Annotated in this window: 17 protein-coding genes and 1 tRNA gene; 3 read left to right on the forward strand and 15 right to left on the reverse strand. The window is 66.8% G+C overall.

Annotation, left to right across the window (positions count from 1 at the left end; genetic code table 11):
- Positions 1-267 precede the first annotated feature (267 nt).
- The 10 genes from kdpC to V7787_RS44290 all read right to left on the reverse strand — a co-directional run bounded on the left by kdpC (position 268) and on the right by V7787_RS44290 (position 11,350).
- A complete protein-coding gene (gene kdpC, locus V7787_RS44245) occupies positions 268-870 on the reverse strand; it encodes a potassium-transporting ATPase subunit KdpC (RefSeq protein ID WP_336094065.1) in 603 nt (200 codons plus the stop codon).
- Positions 871-963: 93 nt separating this feature from the next.
- Positions 964-2,943 (reverse strand): potassium-transporting ATPase subunit KdpB, encoded by a 1,980-nt coding sequence (gene kdpB, locus V7787_RS44250; RefSeq protein ID WP_336094095.1) that lies wholly within the window; start codon positions 2,941-2,943, stop codon positions 964-966.
- Between the two features lie 91 nt (positions 2,944-3,034).
- Complete coding sequence (gene kdpA / locus V7787_RS44255; RefSeq protein ID WP_336094066.1) at positions 3,035-4,777, reverse strand: potassium-transporting ATPase subunit KdpA; 1,743 nt, start codon at positions 4,775-4,777, stop codon at positions 3,035-3,037.
- A 151-nt stretch (positions 4,778-4,928) separates the two neighbouring features.
- Complete coding sequence (locus V7787_RS44260) at positions 4,929-5,021, reverse strand: potassium-transporting ATPase subunit F (RefSeq protein WP_057948112.1); 93 nt, start codon at positions 5,019-5,021, stop codon at positions 4,929-4,931.
- Between the two features lie 14 nt (positions 5,022-5,035).
- Positions 5,036-5,782: a TorF family putative porin gene (locus V7787_RS44265; protein ID WP_336094067.1), complete on the reverse strand. Its 747-nt coding sequence runs from the start codon at positions 5,780-5,782 to the stop codon at positions 5,036-5,038.
- A 412-nt stretch (positions 5,783-6,194) separates the two neighbouring features.
- Positions 6,195-7,052, reverse strand: coding sequence for an alpha/beta hydrolase family protein (locus V7787_RS44270; protein WP_336094068.1), 858 nt, complete (start codon positions 7,050-7,052; stop codon positions 6,195-6,197).
- Positions 7,045-7,857, reverse strand: coding sequence for a bifunctional hydroxymethylpyrimidine kinase/phosphomethylpyrimidine kinase (thiD, locus tag V7787_RS44275; RefSeq protein WP_336094070.1), 813 nt, complete (start codon positions 7,855-7,857; stop codon positions 7,045-7,047). The genes V7787_RS44270 and thiD overlap by 8 nt, the downstream gene beginning before the upstream one ends.
- An 884-nt stretch (positions 7,858-8,741) precedes the next feature.
- Positions 8,742-10,139 (reverse strand): PhoH family protein, encoded by a 1,398-nt coding sequence (locus V7787_RS44280; protein WP_336094071.1) that lies wholly within the window; start codon positions 10,137-10,139, stop codon positions 8,742-8,744.
- 162 nt (positions 10,140-10,301) lie between these two features.
- Positions 10,302-10,787, reverse strand: a complete 486-nt coding sequence (locus V7787_RS44285) for a peroxiredoxin (protein WP_336094073.1) — start codon at positions 10,785-10,787, stop codon at positions 10,302-10,304.
- 2 nt (positions 10,788-10,789) lie between these two features.
- Complete coding sequence (locus V7787_RS44290; protein WP_036115042.1) at positions 10,790-11,350, reverse strand: glycine cleavage system protein R; 561 nt, start codon at positions 11,348-11,350, stop codon at positions 10,790-10,792.
- Between the two features lie 285 nt (positions 11,351-11,635).
- Here V7787_RS44290 and dapA point away from each other — a divergent pair, with 285 nt between their 5' ends.
- Both dapA and V7787_RS44300 read left to right on the forward strand, forming a co-directional pair.
- Entirely contained in the window at positions 11,636-12,541 is a 906-nt protein-coding gene (dapA, locus tag V7787_RS44295; protein WP_336094075.1) for a 4-hydroxy-tetrahydrodipicolinate synthase, read from the forward strand.
- Positions 12,542-12,560: 19 nt separating this feature from the next.
- Positions 12,561-13,097 carry a hypothetical protein gene (locus tag V7787_RS44300; protein ID WP_336094076.1) on the forward strand — a complete coding sequence of 179 codons (537 nt, stop codon included), beginning with the start codon at positions 12,561-12,563 and terminating at the stop codon, positions 13,095-13,097.
- A 105-nt stretch (positions 13,098-13,202) separates the two neighbouring features.
- Here the strand turns inward: V7787_RS44300 and V7787_RS44305 are convergent, their stop codons facing one another.
- The 3 genes from V7787_RS44305 to V7787_RS44315 all read right to left on the reverse strand — a co-directional run bounded on the left by V7787_RS44305 (position 13,203) and on the right by V7787_RS44315 (position 15,594).
- Positions 13,203-13,832 (reverse strand): hypothetical protein, encoded by a 630-nt coding sequence (locus tag V7787_RS44305; RefSeq protein ID WP_336094078.1) that lies wholly within the window; start codon positions 13,830-13,832, stop codon positions 13,203-13,205.
- A gap of 146 nt (positions 13,833-13,978) precedes the next feature.
- Positions 13,979-14,353 (reverse strand): hypothetical protein, encoded by a 375-nt coding sequence (locus V7787_RS44310; RefSeq protein ID WP_336094079.1) that lies wholly within the window; start codon positions 14,351-14,353, stop codon positions 13,979-13,981.
- A 128-nt stretch (positions 14,354-14,481) separates the two neighbouring features.
- Positions 14,482-15,594, reverse strand: a complete 1,113-nt coding sequence (locus tag V7787_RS44315; RefSeq protein ID WP_336094080.1) for a C2 family cysteine protease — start codon at positions 15,592-15,594, stop codon at positions 14,482-14,484.
- Between the two features lie 158 nt (positions 15,595-15,752).
- Between V7787_RS44315 and V7787_RS44320 the strand changes: the two genes are divergently transcribed.
- Complete coding sequence (locus tag V7787_RS44320) at positions 15,753-16,367, forward strand: hypothetical protein (protein WP_336094081.1); 615 nt, start codon at positions 15,753-15,755, stop codon at positions 16,365-16,367.
- A gap of 57 nt (positions 16,368-16,424) precedes the next feature.
- On the opposite strand, the gene fdxA is transcribed toward V7787_RS44320, so the two are convergent.
- Together fdxA and V7787_RS44330 are read right to left on the reverse strand one after the other, a co-directional pair.
- Positions 16,425-16,748 (reverse strand): ferredoxin FdxA, encoded by a 324-nt coding sequence (fdxA, locus tag V7787_RS44325; protein WP_336094083.1) that lies wholly within the window; start codon positions 16,746-16,748, stop codon positions 16,425-16,427.
- Positions 16,749-17,062: 314 nt separating this feature from the next.
- Positions 17,063-17,138 (reverse strand) — tRNA-Glu (locus V7787_RS44330).
- Positions 17,139-17,310 lie beyond the last annotated feature (172 nt).

The following is a 17,310-nucleotide window of genomic DNA, read 5'->3' on the forward strand; positions in this document are numbered from 1 at the left end:
CTGCGCAGGCAGGTTCCGTAGTGGGCATCCTGCCCACGACGGAACCCGGCGCACGTCCTTGTGCGCCGCCCTTCGGGTGTCCTTTTGCTATCGCGAGTTAGGTGCGCCGCCGGGCCAGAGCAACGGCAACAGCAACGGCAACAGCAACAGCAACAGCGCCCTCATCCGCCCTTCGGGCACCTTCTCAGCCTTGCACTCCCTTCGGTCGCCGCAAGCGGGAGAAGGGACTGCAACGGCAACGGCAACGGTGATGGTTGGGGGCTTGGCTTAGTTCTTTGCGGCATCCAACGCCAAATTGAGTTTGAGCACGTTCACCCGCGGCTGCCCCAGCACGCCGAACTGCGGCGCTTCGGTGTTGGCGGCGATCAGCGCGTCGATTTTGCCGACATCGACACCGCGCGCCTTGGCCACGCGCGCGGCCTGCACCTGCGCGGCGCGCGGGGAGATGTGCGGGTCCAGGCCGCCGCCGGATTGGGTCGCCAGTTCGGCCGGGACTTCGCTCAGCGCGATGCCGTCGCGCTGCGCGATCGCCGCGGTGTCCTCGGCGATGCGCTTGCGCAGGTCGGGATTGCTGCGCGCCTGATTGCTGCCCGAGGCCGCCATCGGGTCGTACTTGGCCGCCGACGGGCGCGGTTGGAAATACCTGGCGTCGGCGAAGGGCTGGGCGATCAGTTCCGAACCGACCGCCTGGCCGTTGCGTTCGATGATCGAACCACCGGCTTGGGCGGGGAACGCGACGCGGCCCAGGGCGGTGCCGGCGAGGGAGTAGAGCAGGCCGAAGCCGAGCAGGGAGACGGCGGCGAACAGCAGTGGGGCGCGTAGGGAAACGCGGTCGTCGATGTTGGGGTTGTGCGTGGCTTGAGTGTTCATTGAAGAGTCCTGTTTGAAGCGGCGACGGGCGTTGCGGCCCTCACCCCAACCCCTCTGCCGCAAGCGGGAGAGGGGCTTTGGTGGCGCGGCGGTTTAGAAGATCGCGGCCAGCGCCATGTCGATGAGCTTGATCGCCACGAACGGCAGCAGCACGCCGCCGAGGCCGTACACCAGCATGTTCCGGCGCAGCAGCGCGACCGCGGTCGCGGGCTTGAAGCGCACGCCGGCCAGGGCCAGCGGGATCAGCGCCGGGATGATGACGGCGTTGAAGATCAGCGCCGCCAGCACCGCATTGGTCGGGCTGGACAGGTGCATGATGTTGAGCGCGGCCATCTGCGGGATCGCCGCGGCGAACAGCGCCGGCAGGATCGCGAAGTACTTGGATACGTCGTTGGCCAGCGAGAAGGTGGTCAGCGCGCCGCGGGTGATCAGTTGCTGCTTGCCGACTTCCACCACCGCCAGCAGCTTGGCCGGATCGGAATCCAGATCGACCATGTTGCCGGCTTCCTTGGCCGCCTGAGTGCCGGAGTTCATCGCCAGACCGACGTCGGCCTGGGCCAGCGCCGGTGCGTCGTTGGTGCCGTCGCCGACCATCGCCACCAGGCGGCCGCCGGCTTGTTCGGCGCGGATCCGCGCGAGCTTGTCTTCCGGACGCGCTTCGGCGATGTAGTCGTCGACGCCGGCCTCGGCGGCGATCGCCGCGGCGGTCAGCGGGTTGTCGCCGGTGATCATCACCGTGCGCACGCCCATCGCCCGCAAACGCGCGAAACGTTCCTTGACGCCGTGCTTGACCACGTCCGACAGCTCGACCACGCCGAGTACGTAACGGCCCTCGGCCACCACCAGCGGGGTGGCGCCGCCGCGCGCGACCTGTTCGATCCGCGCGTTGAGTTCCGGCGCGACGTCGCCGCCGAGCGAACGCACGTAGTTGCCGATCGCGTCGCCGGCGCCCTTGCGGATCGAACGCGCGCCGCCGGCGTATTCGGCCGGCAGGTCGACGCCGGACATGCGGGTCTGCGCGGTGAACTGGATGTAGTCGGCGCGTTCGGGTTCCAGCGCGTTGCTGTGCAGCTCGCGCGCCAGACGCACGATCGACTTGCCTTCCGGGGTCGGGTCGGCCAGCGAAGCCAGCAGCGCGGCATCGCGCAGTTGCGCGCGGTCGACGCCGGCCATCGGATGGAACGCGGTGGCCTGGCGGTCGCCGTGGGTGATGGTGCCGGTCTTGTCGAGCAGCAACACGTCGACGTCGCCGGCCACTTCCACCGCTTTACCGGACTTGGCCAGCACGTTGGCCGACAGCGCGCGGTTCATGCCGGCGATGCCGATGGCCGGCAGCAGGCCGCCGATGGTGGTCGGAATCAGACACACCAGCAGCGCGATCAACAACAGCGGATCGAGCTTGGCGCCGACGAACCCGGCGAAGAACGGCAGCGTCGCGACCACGGTCAGGAAGGTCAGGGTCATCGCGGCCAGCAACATGGTCAAGGCGATTTCGTTCGGGGTCTTCTGCCGGTTGGCGCCTTCGACCAGCGCGATCATGCGGTCGAGAAAACTGTGGCCGGGCTCGGCGCTGACTTCGATCACGATCTCGTCCGACAGCACCTTGGTGCCGCCGATCACGCCGGAGCGGTCGGTACCGGCCTCGCGCAGCACCGGCGCGGATTCGCCGGTCACCGCCGATTCGTTGATCGTGGCCACGCCCTTGACGATTTCGCCGTCGGCGGGAATCAGCTCGTTGGCCGAGACGATCACCCGGTCGCCCGGCTTCAAGGTCGAGGCGGCCACGCGGGTTTCGTTGCGGCCGACGGTGTCGAGCTTGCGCGCGACCAGATCGCGCCGCGCCGCGCGCAACGACGCCGCCTGGCCGCGGCCGCGCGCTTCGGCGACGGCTTCGGCGAAGTTGGCGAACAGCACGGTCACCAACAGCGTCGCGGTGACCGCGATGCCGAAGGCGGTGTTGCCCGGTACGAAGACCGTGATCAACGCCGACAGGATCGTGCCGAGCAGCACGATGGCCATGATCGGGCTGCGCACGGCGTGGCGCGGGGACAGTTTGACGAAGGATTCGAGCATCGCCGCGCGCGCGCCGGCGGCGTCGAGGCCGGCGACGGCGCCGGTACGGCGTTGCGCTCCGAGATGAGTATGGTCGGTCACGTTGGTTACCTCACAGAGCGGGGTTGCCCAGCGCCGCGGCGGCGTTGGCGGACAGGGTCAGGTGATCGGCGATCGGGCCGAGCACCAGCGCGGGCATGAATTGCAGGATGGTCAGGATCACGATCACCGCGATCAGAGTCAGGGCGAAGGTCGGCGTTTCCGCGTGCAAGGTGCCGGCGCTTTCCGGCGCCACGCGTTTGCGCGCGAGCAGGCCGGCGACGGCCAGCGGCACGATCAGCGCCGGATAACGGCCCAAGGCCAGCACCACGGCGCAGCTCAAGTTCCACCAATACGTGGCGTCGCCCAAGCCTTCGAAACCCGAACCGTTGTTGGCGAAGGCCGAGGTGTACTCGTAGAACACCTGGCTGATGCCGTGGAAGCCGGGATTGGAGTTGCCGGTGATCGACGGCACGGCCAAGGTCACCGCGCTGAAGCCGAGCACCACCAGCGGCTGCAACAGGATCAGCAGCGCCAGCAAACGCACTTCCGGCGCTTCGATCTTGCGGCCGAACAACTCCGGCGTGCGTCCGGTCATCAAACCGGCCAGGAACACCGCCAGCAGCAGATACACCAGGAATTGCTGCAGGCCGCAGCCGATGCCGCCCCAGATCGCGTTGACCAGCATGTTGACCATGGCCATGCCGCCGGTCAGCGGCGCCACCGAGTCGTGCATGCCGTTGACCGAACCGTTGCTGCTTTGCGTGGTCAGCGCGGTCCACAGCGCGGTGTCGCTGGCGCCGAAGCGGGTTTCCTTGCCTTCCATCAACGCAGCGTCGGCGCTGCTGGAGGAATAGGCTTCCGAGCCGACGGTCAGGCCAGTGGAAATCACCGACATCAGCAGCATGCTGCCGAACACCAGTGCGGTGAGCTTTCTGCGGCCGGTGAACGGCGCGATCATGAAGGTCACCGCGACCGGAATCAGAATCAGCGCCAAGGTTTCCAGCAGATTGGCGAACGGGGTCGGGTTCTCCAGCGGCACCGCGCTGTTGGGGCCGTACCAGCCGCCGCCGTTGGTGCCCAGTTGCTTGGCCGCGACCATCGCCGCGACCGGGCCGACCGGAATCTTCTGTTGCTTCATCTCCACGCTGTGATCGATCGGCGCGACCGTGGCGCCGGCCTGCAGGGTCGAAGGAACGCCTTGCGAAGTCAGCAGCACCGCCCACACCAGGCACAGCGGAATCATGAAGCGCACGGTGGCGCGGGTGACGTCGACCCAGTAGTTGCCCAGATCGCGGGCTTCGCCTTCGCGCGCCGGCTCGTTCGACGCGGCCATCGCCTGGCGTCCGCCGAACAGGCCGCGCAAGGTCGCGACCACGATCGCCAGCCCCATCATCGGCGTCACCACCTGCAAACCGACGATGCCGACCATCTGCGACAGATAGCTCAGCTGCGCCTGGCCGGAGTAGTGCTGCTGATTGGTGTTGGTGAGGAACGACACCATCGTGTGCAGCGCGGTGTCCCAGCGCAGGTTGGGGATGTTGTCGGGATTCAGCGGCAACCAGGCCTGGGTCATGAACAAGACCCACACCAGCACCGCCAGCACCAGGTTGCTCACGGCGAACGCCAGTGCGTAACCGCGCCAGCTCATGCCGCGCGCGGCGTCGATGCCGAGCACGCGATAGATCGCGCGTTCCAGCGGCCCGAACACTGCGTCCAGGCGCGAACGGTCGCCGCGCATGACCCGCGCCAGATAGTGGCCGAGCGGCCAACCCAGGCCGATCGCCAAGGCGAATACGAGAAAGATTTCGATCATGGTCAAACACCGGGCGGTGAAGGGTCCGCCGCGGCGCGTCCGGCGCCGCTAAGGACCGCGCCCGAACGGGTGAGTCCGTTCGGGCGCTGAGGAGAGTGGCGCGGACCGATCCGGGTCCGCGTGGTAGCGAGCCGCGCAGCGCTCGCGCGGACTAGAAATCTTCCGGGCGCAACACGACGTAGAGCAGATACGCGGCGGCCACCAGGACCGAGATCGCGCACAACATCGAAAGCCAGCCAGGCATGGTCGTTTCCCCTGTCAGAACGTGGCTTGCACGGCCGCTTCGATGCGCGAGCCGGCAAGGGAGTCGCCGAAGATGCGTTCGGCGTTGTGATCGGTGGCGTGCGCGGTCAGGCGCAGTTCGAACGGCGCCTTGACCGCCCAGATCGCGCTGAGCTGGCCGTGGCTGTAGCTGCGGTCGTAGACGTCGTCGAGGAAGTAGTGGCCGGCGGCGGCTTCGAAACGCAGCGCGTCGTTGACCGGGAGGCGCGCGCCGATCTGCGAATAGATGCCGCGCTGTTTGCTGCCGAGCGCTTCGTTGGAATAACCCAGCGACAGCCAATAGTTGTCGCGGTAGGTCAAGGTGCCGTTGAGTTCGGTCCAGTTGAGATCGCTGGTGGTCGAGGGATAGCGGTAGTGCAGGACGTTGAGGTCCAGCGCCCAGTCCTGGGCGATCTTGCCGGCCCAGCCGACGGTGAAATCGAGTTCGCTGCTGGCGTGGGTTTCCGGGGCGAACTCGACATTCGAGCCCCAGACCGAGGCGTAGAAGCCGTTGGCCGCGGCGGCCTTGAAGCCGACTTGCACGGCCGGGTCGCCTTGCGTCTGCGAAGTGCCGCGCCACACGTAGTCGCTGGTCAGCGCGGCCGAGCCGGTGAAGCTGGCGCCCTGGGTCTCGGCGGCGCGCGCCTGGGAGCCCAGCGCGAGCAGGCCGATGCCGGCGCACACGGCCAGGGCCAGCGGAACGATGGCCTCGCGGCGACGGAACAGAGGGTGCGACGACGGCATATGCGGTATCCGGAAAATGAGAAGCGAGGCCGGTTTGGCCACGTCGTCATTTTCCGAAGCGGGGGCGTAAAGCCGCTATTTCGCGACCGCGGTCGCAGCGTAAATTCGGCGTAAAAAATTGAGCGGTGGACGTAAAAGCGGGGTTTGGCGTACGCAGCGATCGCGGCAACCCGGGGGCGGCGAAAACCCCAGCCACCGTCATTCCGGCGAAGGCCGAAATCCCTACTCGCCGTCATTCCGGCGAAAGCCGGAATCCATTTTGATCTTGCCCTTGCTCGGAATCCCTCGCAGCAACAGCAACAGCAACAGCAACGTCAAAATGGATTCCGGCTTTCGCCGGAATGACGGTGTGGGAGGGCTCGGCGCGGTTTGTGATCGAAGGGAATTCGTGGGGCGTCGTTCTTACGGAGAATTATCGCAACAACGCGTCGACCACGGCCCCGGGCCGCTTCATCCAGGCAAAGTGATCGGCGCGAGCGCCCAGGGCCGCCGCATTCAATTCGAATGTTTCGACCCGCGCCAACGGCAACTTGGCCAGCAGAAAATCCTGCGAGGCGCGCGGCACCAGCCAGTCGTCGGTCATGCGCACCGCGCGCGCGTCCACCCGCGCCCGCGCCATGCCGGCTTCGATGTCGGCGTGGATGCCGCGCGCGGCGTACACGCCGCTCAGCGCGGTGCGGCTCCAATCGCGGATCAGGCTTCGGGCTTCGGTGCCGCCGAAACCGATGCGGCGGCCGGGCAGGGTGCCGTTGACCTGGGCCAGCCACGGCAGGAAGCGGTAGATCGGCGGCATCGCCAAGCGGCTCGGCATCGGCCAGGTCGGCCAGTACGGCGCGCCGCTGGCGACCAGCCACAGCGATGTGGGAATCGCCGGATCGTCTTGCAGCGCGGCCAGCCCGAGGCGCATGCAGGCCATCTGCCCGCCGAGGCTGTGGCCGCCGACGATGCGGCGCACGCCGGGCAGCGCGACGGCGACTTCGGCGTCGCTGACCGGCAGATCGTCGAGCAGCAGTTGCCGATAACCCCAATCGCTTTCGCGGCTGGCGCGCAGATCGCTGCTGCCGTTGCCGCGCCATTCGTGCACGAACACGGCGATCCCGCGCGCGGCCAAGGCATCGGCGAAAGTCTGATAGTGGCGTGCGGCCACGCCCAGCGCGGGCAGCCACAGCAGGCTGGCTTTGGGTTCTGGCGGGATCGTGCAAGCCAACGACCAGCGATGGCCGTCGCTGGCGGCCAGCGGGCGTTGTTCGATGCGCACCGGCTCAGCCATGCGGCGCGGCGCCGAAATGATCGAGCACCAACACTTCGCTGAGCCCGGGCCGATAGCCCTGCTGCAATGCGCGGTGGACGTAATCGGCGGCGGCGGTGCTGGATGCTTCCAGGCTCTGGCCCATACACAGATTCGCGGCGACCGCCGAGGCCAGGGTGCAACCGGTGCCGTGCGCATCGACTTGCAGGCGCGGATGCGCGATTTCGCGTACCGAGCCCGGCTGCGCGAACAGATCGACGACATCGCTGTCGCCCGGCAGGTGCCCGCCCTTGAGCAGCACCGCGCGCGCGCCGAGCGCGAACAAACCGTCCAGCGCGTCGCGCATGGCGTCGCGGTCGGCGATCGCGTGGCCGAGCAGCAGTTCGGCTTCGGGCAGGTTGGGCGTGATCACGCTGGCTTGCGGCAGCAGCCGCGTGCGCAAGGCATCGAGCGCGGAGGGTTCGAGCAGGCGCGCGCCGGAGGTGGCGACCATCACCGGGTCGAGGACGATGTATTCGGGCCGGTAGTGCGCCAGCGCGTCGGCGACCGCGACGATCACCTCGGCGGTGGCGAGCATGCCGAGTTTGACTGCGCGGACGTCGAAGTCTTCGAAGCAGGCGTCGATCTGTGCGCGCAGGAAACCGATGTCGGGCACGTGCACGGCGGTGACGCCGCGGGTGTGTTGCGCGGTCAGTGCGGCGATGGCGCTGAGCCCGTGGACGCGGTGGGCGGCGAAGGTCTTGAGATCGGCTTGGATGCCGGCGCCGCCGCCGGAGTCGGAGCCGGCGATGGTTAGGGCGGAGGGGGGGCGTTGGGACGGGGTCATGGGTTTAGGGTACCCAAATCGGTTGGGTTTCGGCGGGACGGGATATGTAGGCAATCGGCGCAAACCGGGGTTCCAGCCTTACGTTGCCTTTGCCTTTGCCTTTGCCTTGCTGTGGCTCTGGCCCGGCGGCGCAAGTAACTCGCGATAGCGATAGGACACCCGGAGGGCGGCGCACAAGGACGTGCGCCGGGTTCCGTCGTGGGCAGGATGCCCACTACGGAACCTGCCTGCGCAAGCACCGCACTCGTGGCTTTTGACTCGAAACAGGGAAAAGCGTTTTCTTTGGTGACTTTCTTTGTCGCTTTGAACAAAGAAAGTTACCCGCCGCTTTAGTGGCGGAAGCACTTGATCTTGATCGTGCTCTTGATCTGAAGCTTTGAAAGCTCTTGAAGCTTTAAAGCTTGTGATGACAAGCAAGATCAAATGCTTCCGCCACTAAAGCGGCGGGTAACTTTCTTTTGTCCAGAGCAACAAAAGAAAGTCACCAAAGAAAAATGCTCTCCCTGTTTCGAATCAAGAGCCACGAGTGCGTAGCTTGCGCGGGCAGGTTCCGTAGTGGGCATCCTGCCCACGACGGAACCCGGCGCACGTCCTTGTGCGCCGCCCTCCGGGTGTCCTACTGCTATCGCGAGTCAGTTGCGCCGCCGGGCCAGAACAAGGGCAACAGCAACGGCCAGGGCAACAGCAACAGCCAGGGCAACAGCAACGGCCATGGCAAAAGCAACGGCGTCCTCATCCGTTCTTCGGGCACCTTCTCAGCCTTGCACTCCCTGCGGTCGCCGCAAGCGGGAGAAGGGCAGGGTGGTGCTGCCCTTTTTGCGGGCGCAAAGAAAAACGCCGCGCGATTTGCATCGCGCGGCGTTCGTAACGGACATCGAAGCGGCTTACAAAACTTCCGACGCGTAATCCGCCAGCCGCGACCGCTCACCGCGACGCAAGGTCACATGCGCGCTGTGCGCCCAACCCTTGAACCGATCCACCGCATACGTCAGACCCGAAGTCGTCTCGGTCAAATACGGCGTATCGATCTGCTCGACATTGCCCAAGCAAACGATCTTCGTACCCGGACCCGCGCGCGTGATCAGCGTCTTCATCTGCTTCGGCGTCAGGTTCTGCGCCTCATCCAGAATCAACCACCGGCTCAGGAACGTGCGCCCGCGCATGAAGTTCATCGAACGGATCTTGATCCGCGACGCGAGCAGGTCGTTGGTCGCCGCGCGACCCCACGCGCCGCCGTCCTGGTTGTGGGTCAGCACTTCCAGGTTGTCGGTCAGCGCGCCCATCCACGGCGTCATCTTCTCTTCTTCGGTACCGGGCAGGAAACCGATGTCCTCGCCGACGCTGACCGTGGCGCGGGTCATGATGATCTCGCGGTAACGCTGCTGATCCATGGTCTGAGCCAAACCCGCGGCCAGCGCCAGCAAGGTCTTGCCGGTGCCGGCTGTGCCGAGCAGGGTGACGAAGTCGATCTCCGGGTCCATCAACGCGTTGAGCGCGAAATTCTGCTCGCGGTTGCGCGCGATGATGCCCCACACGGCGTGCTGGTTATGGCGGAAATCGTCGACGATCTGCAGCGTCACCCGGTCTTCGCCGACCTTGGTGACCTTGAGTTCGGATTCGTCGTCGCCGGGCAGGTACAGGAACTGGTTGGGATACCAGTCGTCGTTCTCGGTGCGGCCGATTTCGTAATAGGTGCGGCCCTTCTCGGTCCAGGACTTCAGGTCCTTGCCGTGCCGGGTCCAGAAATCTTCCGGCAACGCGGTCGCGCCGGTGTAGAGCAGGCTGAAATCGTCGAGCGCGCGGTCGTTCTCGTAATCCTCCGACACGATCCCGGCGATCGACGCCTTGATCCGCAGGTTGATGTCCTTGGACACGAACACCACCGGCACGCCGGGTTCCTGCTCCTGCAGCGCCAGGATCGCGCCGAGGATCTGGTTGTCCGGGATCACCGCGCTGAAGCGCTTGCCCGCGTCGAACGAGCCGGTCTGGAAGCGCAGCTTGCCGATGCTCTGGGCGCCGCGCAGCTGCAGGCCCTGCGGCCGGTTGAGGGTGATGCCGGTGCTGATCTTGTCGGTGCCTTCGGCCTCGATCAGCTCATTGAGGAAACGGCTGACCTGACGCGCGTTGCGGCTGGCTTCGGAGGTGCCCTTCTTGCCGTTGTCGAGTTCCTCGATCACCTGCATCGGCAGGTAGACGTCGTGTTCCTGGAATTTGAACAGCGCGGTGGGATCGTGCATCAGCACGTTGGTATCCAGCACATAGATGCGCTTGCTTCTTGTCATCGACAGCTCCGCTGGAGATTGGCGTCGGGCGACGCCGGGGGAAAGAATTCGGTTGCCGCCCGGCCGGTCGCGCACGGCAGCGCCGCCATGGCCCGCGGGGCGGGACGGCGTGCGATCGTGGGGATCCGGGGGCTCACTGAGTGGTGGCTTCCTCTGGCGCGCTTATTGGCCAGAATGGGTTTTGAGCGAGTCGAGTACGTCTTGGGCATGCCCGGCGACTTTCACCGGACGCCATGACTGCACGATGACGCCCTTGGGGTCGATCAGGAAGGTGCTGCGTTCGATGCCCATGTATTTGCGGCCGTACAGGCTCTTTTCCTTGATCACGCCGAAGGCGTTGCACAAGGTTTCGTCCTTGTCGCTGACCAGTTCGAACTTGAAGCCCTGCTTGGCGCAGAAATTCTGATGCGATTTGATCGAGTCGCGCGATACGCCCAGCACGGTGGCGCCGAGTTTCTTGAACTTCGGCAGCAGCGCGTTGAAGTCCAGGCCCTCGGTGGTGCAGCCGGGCGTGCTGTCCTTGGGGTAGAAGTACAACACCAGCCAGCCGCCGGCGTAGTCCTTCATCTTCACCGTCTGACCGCCGGACAGGGCCAGTTCGAGGGTGGGAGCTTTGCCGCCGTAAGCGCGATCGCCGGTATCGAGCATAGTCAGAATTTCATCGGGTCCATGATGGCGTCCAGGTTCAGATGGTCGCAGAACTCGAGGAAATCGTCGCGCAGCGCGGCGATGTGCATGCTCGAGGGGACGCCGATCGTGATCTGGGCGGAGAACATATCCGCGCCGGTCTGCATCGCCCGGTAGCGCGAGCAGTGCAGGCTTTCGATGGTGATGCCCTGGCGGTCGAAGAAATCGGCCAGTTGGAACAGGATGCCGGGCTTGTCGGCGGCCACCACTTCGACGATGTAGGGCAGCAGATTGGATTGCACCTGCTTGGCGCCGGTGCGGTACCAGACCAGCTTGAGGCCTTCCTCGCGCTCCAGGCGCGTCAGCATGGCTTCCAGCTTGGCGACCGCGTCCCAGGAGCCCACCGCCAGCGCGGTGACCGAGACGTCGCGGCCGACCGTGGACAGGCGCGCGTCGACCAGGTTGCAGCCCGAATCGGCGATCCGGCGCGTCACCGACAGCAGCGGCGACTCCGGATGCGTCGTATAGGCGTTGATCAGGAGGTGGTTTTCGTTCGGCGACGGCCGGGAAGCGGAATCGGTCAAGGCGGCGCCTGCAAGGGGAGCGTAAGGCTCGGAAATGAACGGCGGCCCGGGCCCGGGCCACGCTGTGAGGCAGCATACTTGCCCGCGCTTTCGCGCCGCAAGTAACATCGCCGGGTGTATGGCGGCGCGTCGGCACGGTTTCGTGCCCCGGCGCCCGCTTTGGCCGCGAACCGGCGCGGATCGGGTTTTCGCCCGCTGTCCGGCCGCGTTCCGCGTTTGCTTTCCCGCTTTGCGTCCGCTCCGCCGTCGTTGCGGCAGCGGCCTTTCACTCAGATAGGTCTTCACTTGCGACTTTCCGGCAGCATCACCGCGCTGGCGACGCCGTTCACCGCGTCGGGCGAACTCGATCTGGACGCCTGGCGCGCGCTGCTGGCGCAGCAGTTGCAAGCCGGCACCCAGGCGGTCGTGGTCGCCGGCTCCACCGGCGAAGCGGCGGCCCTGTACGACGCCGAATACGACACCGTGCTGCGCATTGCGGTGGAGCAGGTCGGCGGACGCATTCCGGTGCTGGCCGGCACCGGCCTGTCCAACACCGCCAAAACCATCGAACTCACCCGCCACGTGGCCGCCCTGGGCGCCGACGCGGCGCTGGTGGTGACGCCGCCCTACGTGCGGCCGACCCAGGCCGGCCTGCTGGCGCATTACCGCGCCATCGCCGACGACGGCGCTTTGCCGATCGTGCTCTACAACGTGCCCGGACGCACCGGCGGCGATCTGCTGCCGGAAACGGTCGGCGCGCTGGCCGGCCACGAGCGCATCGTCGGGATCAAGGAGGCGGTTTCCGATCCGCAGCGCATGACCGATCTGCTGGCGTTCAAGTCGGACGGTTTCGCCGTGCTCAGCGGCGACGATCCGACCGCCTGCCGGGCGATCCTGGCCGGCGCCGACGGCATCGTCTCGGTCGGCTCCAACGTGCTGCCGGCCGCGTTCCGCCGCCTGGCCGATCTGGCCCGCGCCGGCCGCCGCGGCGAGGCCGAGGCCTGGGACGCGCGTCTGCGTCCGGCCTACGATTTCCTCGGTCTGGAGCCCAACCCGATTCCGGTCAAGGCGCTGCTGGCCGCGCAAAACATCGGCCACGGCCTGCGCTTGCCGCTGCAGCCGCTGTCGGCCGTCCACCATGAGGCCGCGCGGCATGCCGCCGCGCTGGTCGCCGAGCTCGAACACCTCTGCCGCGATCCGCTCGCGGCCTGAACCCCTGCAGGAGATGCCCATGCGTTCCAATGTTTCTCTGTCCCGTGCCGTCGTCGCCGGTCTGTTGCTGGCGTTGGTCGCCACGTCGGGCTGCAGCTGGTTCCGCAAGGGCAACAAGCTGTACGCCGAAGCGCCGGAAAACCGTCCGCTGGAAGTGCCGCCGGATCTGGATCAGCCGCGCACCGACGGCGCGATGGCGATTCCCGCCGGCGGTTCGGTCACCGCTTCCGGCGTGGCCGCCGCGCGTCCGACCCAGGCCGCTCCGGGCGCGCCGGCGTCCTCGGCGATCGGCTTCACCGTCGGCGGCAGCCGCGATGAAGTCTTCGCCAAGGTCGGCGATGCGCTGGGCAAGGTCGAAGGCCTGACCGTCGCCAGCCGCGCGCAGTTGCTCGGCGCGTTCGACGTCAACTACCAGGGCAGCAACTTCCTGGTGCGCGTGAGCGCGGTCGAGGCGGGCACCTACGTGTCGGCGGTCGATCCGCGCGGCTTGCCGGCCAGCGGCGAAGCGCCGACCAAGCTGATCACCAGCCTCAAGGGCACCCTGGGCGGTCGTTGATCGCTCAGCGCCGGCCGCGGCCGGAGCAACGCAAAACGGGCGCCATCGGCGCCCGTTTTCGTTTGGGGATCGCAGCGCGGATCGGCGCCGGCCGCGAAGCGGCGATTAACGCGGCGCCAGCCGGCTCAAGCCTTCGTTCAACATCAATCGGGTCGCTGCCGCGCGCTGCTGCATCGGCAGATCCTTGAGCGCGTCGAGCAGCCAGCCGAACGAGCGGCAGCGCGCATCGCGCGATGCGCTGTCGTCGCCGTCGGCGTTCAAGCCGGCGGCGAAGCCGTCGTGCAGGATCATCGCCTTGGCCCCGGCCGATTTCAGCGTCTGCTTGGCCGCGCCGGCATCGTAGGCCTGCCGCGGGCTCTGCAAGCCGGTCGCGGCGATGTTGATCAGCGCGTTGCCGAAACTCTGGCGGCTGTCCGGGCCCAGATTCTGCGCCGCGGCCATCAGCGCCTGGGTGCTGCGGTCGGCGCTGGGGTCGAACAGCGCGCACAGCGTGCTGGCATCGCCCGGCACCCGCGAGGCGCGGTGCAGGGCCTGGAACAATTCGTCGATGTTGCCGTCGGGCGCGCGCATCAGCGTGTCGTTGGCGCTGGCCATGATCGCGGCCGGATCGAGCCGGGACAGGTCCAGTTGCGACAAGTCCAACTGCGACAGATCGAAACCGCGGTGCTGCGCGCCGGTGACCGCGGGCGTCAGACACAAGGTGAGCAGCAGGCCGAAGGGCAGAAGCTTGGTCATGGCGGGGCGGCGGAAGGGGCTCGCCGCGAGTCTAGGCAAGCCCGGATGAACGCCGCCGTGCCGCGCGCCGGGCAGGGCGTTACCGCCGGATCGGGTAACGCCTTGCGCGGAACCAACCGCGGCCGGCGCGGTACGCGTCGCCGTGCTTACTCCTTTTCGACCTCGAAATACCCGTACACCGCGCCGCCGTCGGGCAACCGGTCGTAGCCCATGGCCACGGCCACGCGTTGCGGGCTCAGCAGGCCGATCTTCCACACGCTGACGCCGTCGAAGCCGGCCGCGCCGGTCTTGGCGAATTCGCGTTTGCCGCCGAGTTCGTCCTGGATGTGATTGCCGGTGGAGCTGTCCAGCACCACCCACTGCGGGCGCTCCTTGTACAGGAAGAAGCGCTTGCCGACGATCTTGTACTGGCCTTTCCACAGCTCGGTCAGCGCCTTTTCCAGCGCGGCCTGCTGTTCGCCGTATTGATCGGCGCTGAGTTGGGCGTCGTCGGCGTTGTGGGGAATTTTGTCTAACAACATGGATGTGTCCTTGGCGAAGGTACAACCCGCGCAACCGAGCAGCAGGGTCGTGACGATGATTTTCAGAATTCTCGATGCGAAGCCGGTCATGCCGCTGTCTCCGTAAACCTCGGCGGCGCGATGCGCGCTCAGGCGCGCATCGACGGGCCGCTGCGGGTGGGCGCCGGCGCTTCTTCCTGCTGCGGCGCGGCGGCGGTCTGGGTTTGTTGCTGCGCCTGTTCGCGGCCGCTGGCGGCGAATTGGCGGCCGTCCGGCGAGGCCGCCAGATCGCGCATCGACTGCTTCATCGCGGCCGGATCGTCGAGGCTGGCGAGCATCGAATCCAGATGGCGGTCGCCGGTTTCCGCGCTGGCGACCTTCAGCTTGGGCTGCTGCGCCGGCGAAGGACCGATATCGATCTTGTTCAAACCGCCGCCGTCGACGATGTCCTTGAGCTTGACCGAAATGCTGGCGTTGGGCGTGTCGTGGCCTTCGCCGACGCGCTGGTTGTGGCCCCAGGGATTGCGTACCTGCAGCATCACGTCGCCGCTTTCGTTCTTGTACACGCGCTCGACCATGAAGGCGTGGCGATCGACCAGGCCGTCCTGCGGCGCGTCGGCGCGGAACCAGTGGGTGTCTTCGGACTTGGTCGCCAGGGTCACCGGGCGGTTTTCCTTGAGCGCGGTGTCGAGCGTCTTGTACGCCTTCTCCATGCCCATGTCGTCGAAGTCGCCGGCGTCCAGGGTCTTGCCGTGCACGCCGGTCAGCGAGAACAGCGCATCGGCCGGCCAGCCGCCGTGCGCGGTCTTGTCGTAGCCTTCCTGCAGGCCGTCCTTGGGGTTGCGGTCGTGCATCTTGGCGTAGGCGGTTTCCATCACCGCCGGCCAGATCGGCCCGTTCTGGCCGGGCCGGCCGTCGACGGTGCTGCCGCCGCGGCGGGTGAGGTTGCCTTCGATCTCGCCCTGGGTCACCTCGATCTGCACCGGCTTGGTGACTTTGTCGCGGAAGATGCCGGGGCTTTCTTCCTTGTACAGGGTGACGGTGAAGGTGCCTTTGTCGGCGTTGTACTTGATCGCGTTTTCCAGCCGCTGCGGCTGTTGCTGGGCGAGCGAACCCAGCGGCGAGACGAAGTAGCAATCGCCTAGCGAGTTCTGTTCGATATCCGATGACCTGGGATGGCCGCTGGGGCCGTACAAGGTCTTATCGGTGAAGCGGCGCGCTTCGGCCGGAGGGGCGGGAGCGGTTTCCTGTGCGACGGCCATGGCGGCGTTCCATCCTTGGTGCTGAGAGTTGTGGGCGAATCTAGCGCGCGCCGCGTTGGCGGACAACGCGGCGATGTTCAGTAGGGACGGGCGATGGCCGATAATCCGGCCACCCGCGCGGCCCATCGTCGGGAAGAATCGAGTCGAAGGATTGAACCATGGAACAGGAATTCTCCACCCTGGTGGAAACCGCCAAGCGCCTGGCGCTGCTGGCCGAAACGCTGGAACGCCGCTCCGACGCGGCGGTGCAGGAACAGCAGCAGGCTGTTCAGGTACTTGAGCAGGCGCTAAGCCGGGTCCGCGGCGACCTCGGGCAGGTGCTGGATTCGGCCGGAACCCGGGTCGGGCAGTTGGTCCAGCAAGGGCTGGATTCCAGCCTGGGGCAGGGCGCCGAGCACTATGAGCGGGTGGTGGCGACGGCGTCCTCGCGTCTGGGCGGGGCCACGCAAACCCTGGCCCAGGCCCAGGAGGCGGTCGCCGCGGGTACGCGCAAGGCGGTGATCCTGGCTTATGCCGCGGTGGCCGGGGCGATGGCGCTGTTGGTGATCGGCGGGGCGATCTTGCTGAATTTCGAGTATCGCCAGTACCAGCAGGCGCGCGAGCGCACCGCGGCCGCGCAGTTGCGCGCCGAGCTCGCCGAGGCGTTCACCCGGATCGGGGTGACCTCGTGCGCGGGCACGCCGTGCATTCAACTGGACAAGGACGCCCCGCGCTGGGGCAACAAAAGCGATTACCTGCTGATCCGGCGTTTTCCGGACGAAAAACCGCGTTGACCGCGCCGCCGCGGCGGTTCGCGGACCCGCGCCGCTCAACGCTGCGCGGGCGCGGTTTCAGCGCTCGATCAGATCGATCTTGTCCGGCTTGCCTTCCCAGTCCTTGGCGTCGGGCAGCGCGTCCTTGCGGGTGGTGATCACCGGCCAGGCCTTGGCCAATTCGGCGTTGAGCGCGACGAAGGCCTCTTGCCCGGCGGGCACGTCGTCTTCGGGATAGATCGCGTTGATCGGGCATTCCGGCTCGCACAGGGTGCAGTCGATGCACTCGTCCGGATCGATCACCAGGAAATTCGGGCCTTCATGGAAACAATCCACCGGGCACACCTCGACACAGTCGGTGTACTTGCACTTGACGCAATTCTCGGTGACTACGAAGGGCATGGCTGGGTCCTGGGATGTGGTCCGGTACAAGCAGGCCGGGCGAGCGATAGTGTAGCCACTCGCATCGCGCACGCCCAAGACACCGATTGGCCGATCGCCGGGTCGATCGCGAAGCTGCGAAGCGGGTAACGATGAAAATGGAACTGTTCGTGGAGCCGTATCCGCGACCGCGGTCAAACCGCGGATGGGCAGCGCTAGCGGCGGGTCGGGCGCTTGGAGCGGCCCGCGCCGGCGATCGAACGCTCGCGCGGACCGGGTCCACAACGAAAAAGCCCGCGTTTCCGCGGGCTGTTCCTGCGACCGAGTCGCGTGTTTGGCGCTCCCTACGGGATTCGAACCCGTGTTTTAGCCTTGAGAGGGCCACGTCCTAGGCCTCTAGACGAAGGGAGCGAATGCTGCATCCGTCGCTCGCCGGCCGGGTCCGCGGGTGAGCGCAGGCCGATGGAAGGCGGGTGGGGCGGACCGCGCGGACTCTCAACCCTACGCGGCCTGCTAGTATATGCGCCGCCGTAGCCTCGGGCAACGGTTGGACCCACGAAACTTCAGAAGGCGGCGCGCCCGC

The organism is Pseudomonas sp. CGJS7 (genome assembly GCF_036961695.1).

Excerpts from the sequence above, each read along its gene's own strand:
- kdpC (WP_336094065.1), bottom strand. The coding sequence starts at position 870 with ATGAACACTCAAGCCACGCACAACCCCAACATCGACGACCGCGTTTCC.
- V7787_RS44320 (WP_336094081.1), top strand. The coding sequence starts at position 15,753 with ATGGAACAGGAATTCTCCACCCTGGTGGAAACCGCCAAGCGCCTGGCG.
- fdxA (WP_336094083.1), bottom strand. The coding sequence starts at position 16,748 with ATGCCCTTCGTAGTCACCGAGAATTGCGTCAAGTGCAAGTACACCGAC.
- V7787_RS44305 (WP_336094078.1), bottom strand. The coding sequence starts at position 13,832 with ATGACCAAGCTTCTGCCCTTCGGCCTGCTGCTCACCTTGTGTCTGACG.
- V7787_RS44260 (WP_057948112.1), bottom strand. The coding sequence starts at position 5,021 with ATGCCTGGCTGGCTTTCGATGTTGTGCGCGATCTCGGTCCTGGTGGCC.
- V7787_RS44280 (WP_336094071.1), bottom strand. The coding sequence starts at position 10,139 with ATGACAAGAAGCAAGCGCATCTATGTGCTGGATACCAACGTGCTGATG.
- kdpA (WP_336094066.1), bottom strand. The coding sequence starts at position 4,777 with ATGATCGAAATCTTTCTCGTATTCGCCTTGGCGATCGGCCTGGGTTGG.
- thiD (WP_336094070.1), bottom strand. The coding sequence starts at position 7,857 with ATGACCCCGTCCCAACGCCCCCCCTCCGCCCTAACCATCGCCGGCTCC.
- V7787_RS44315 (WP_336094080.1), bottom strand. The coding sequence starts at position 15,594 with ATGGCCGTCGCACAGGAAACCGCTCCCGCCCCTCCGGCCGAAGCGCGC.
- V7787_RS44310 (WP_336094079.1), bottom strand. The coding sequence starts at position 14,353 with ATGTTGTTAGACAAAATTCCCCACAACGCCGACGACGCCCAACTCAGC.
- kdpB (WP_336094095.1), bottom strand. The coding sequence starts at position 2,943 with ATGCTCGAATCCTTCGTCAAACTGTCCCCGCGCCACGCCGTGCGCAGC.
- V7787_RS44265 (WP_336094067.1), bottom strand. The coding sequence starts at position 5,782 with ATGCCGTCGTCGCACCCTCTGTTCCGTCGCCGCGAGGCCATCGTTCCG.
- V7787_RS44285 (WP_336094073.1), bottom strand. The coding sequence starts at position 10,787 with ATGCTCGATACCGGCGATCGCGCTTACGGCGGCAAAGCTCCCACCCTC.
- V7787_RS44300 (WP_336094076.1), top strand. The coding sequence starts at position 12,561 with ATGCGTTCCAATGTTTCTCTGTCCCGTGCCGTCGTCGCCGGTCTGTTG.
- V7787_RS44270 (WP_336094068.1), bottom strand. The coding sequence starts at position 7,052 with ATGGCTGAGCCGGTGCGCATCGAACAACGCCCGCTGGCCGCCAGCGAC.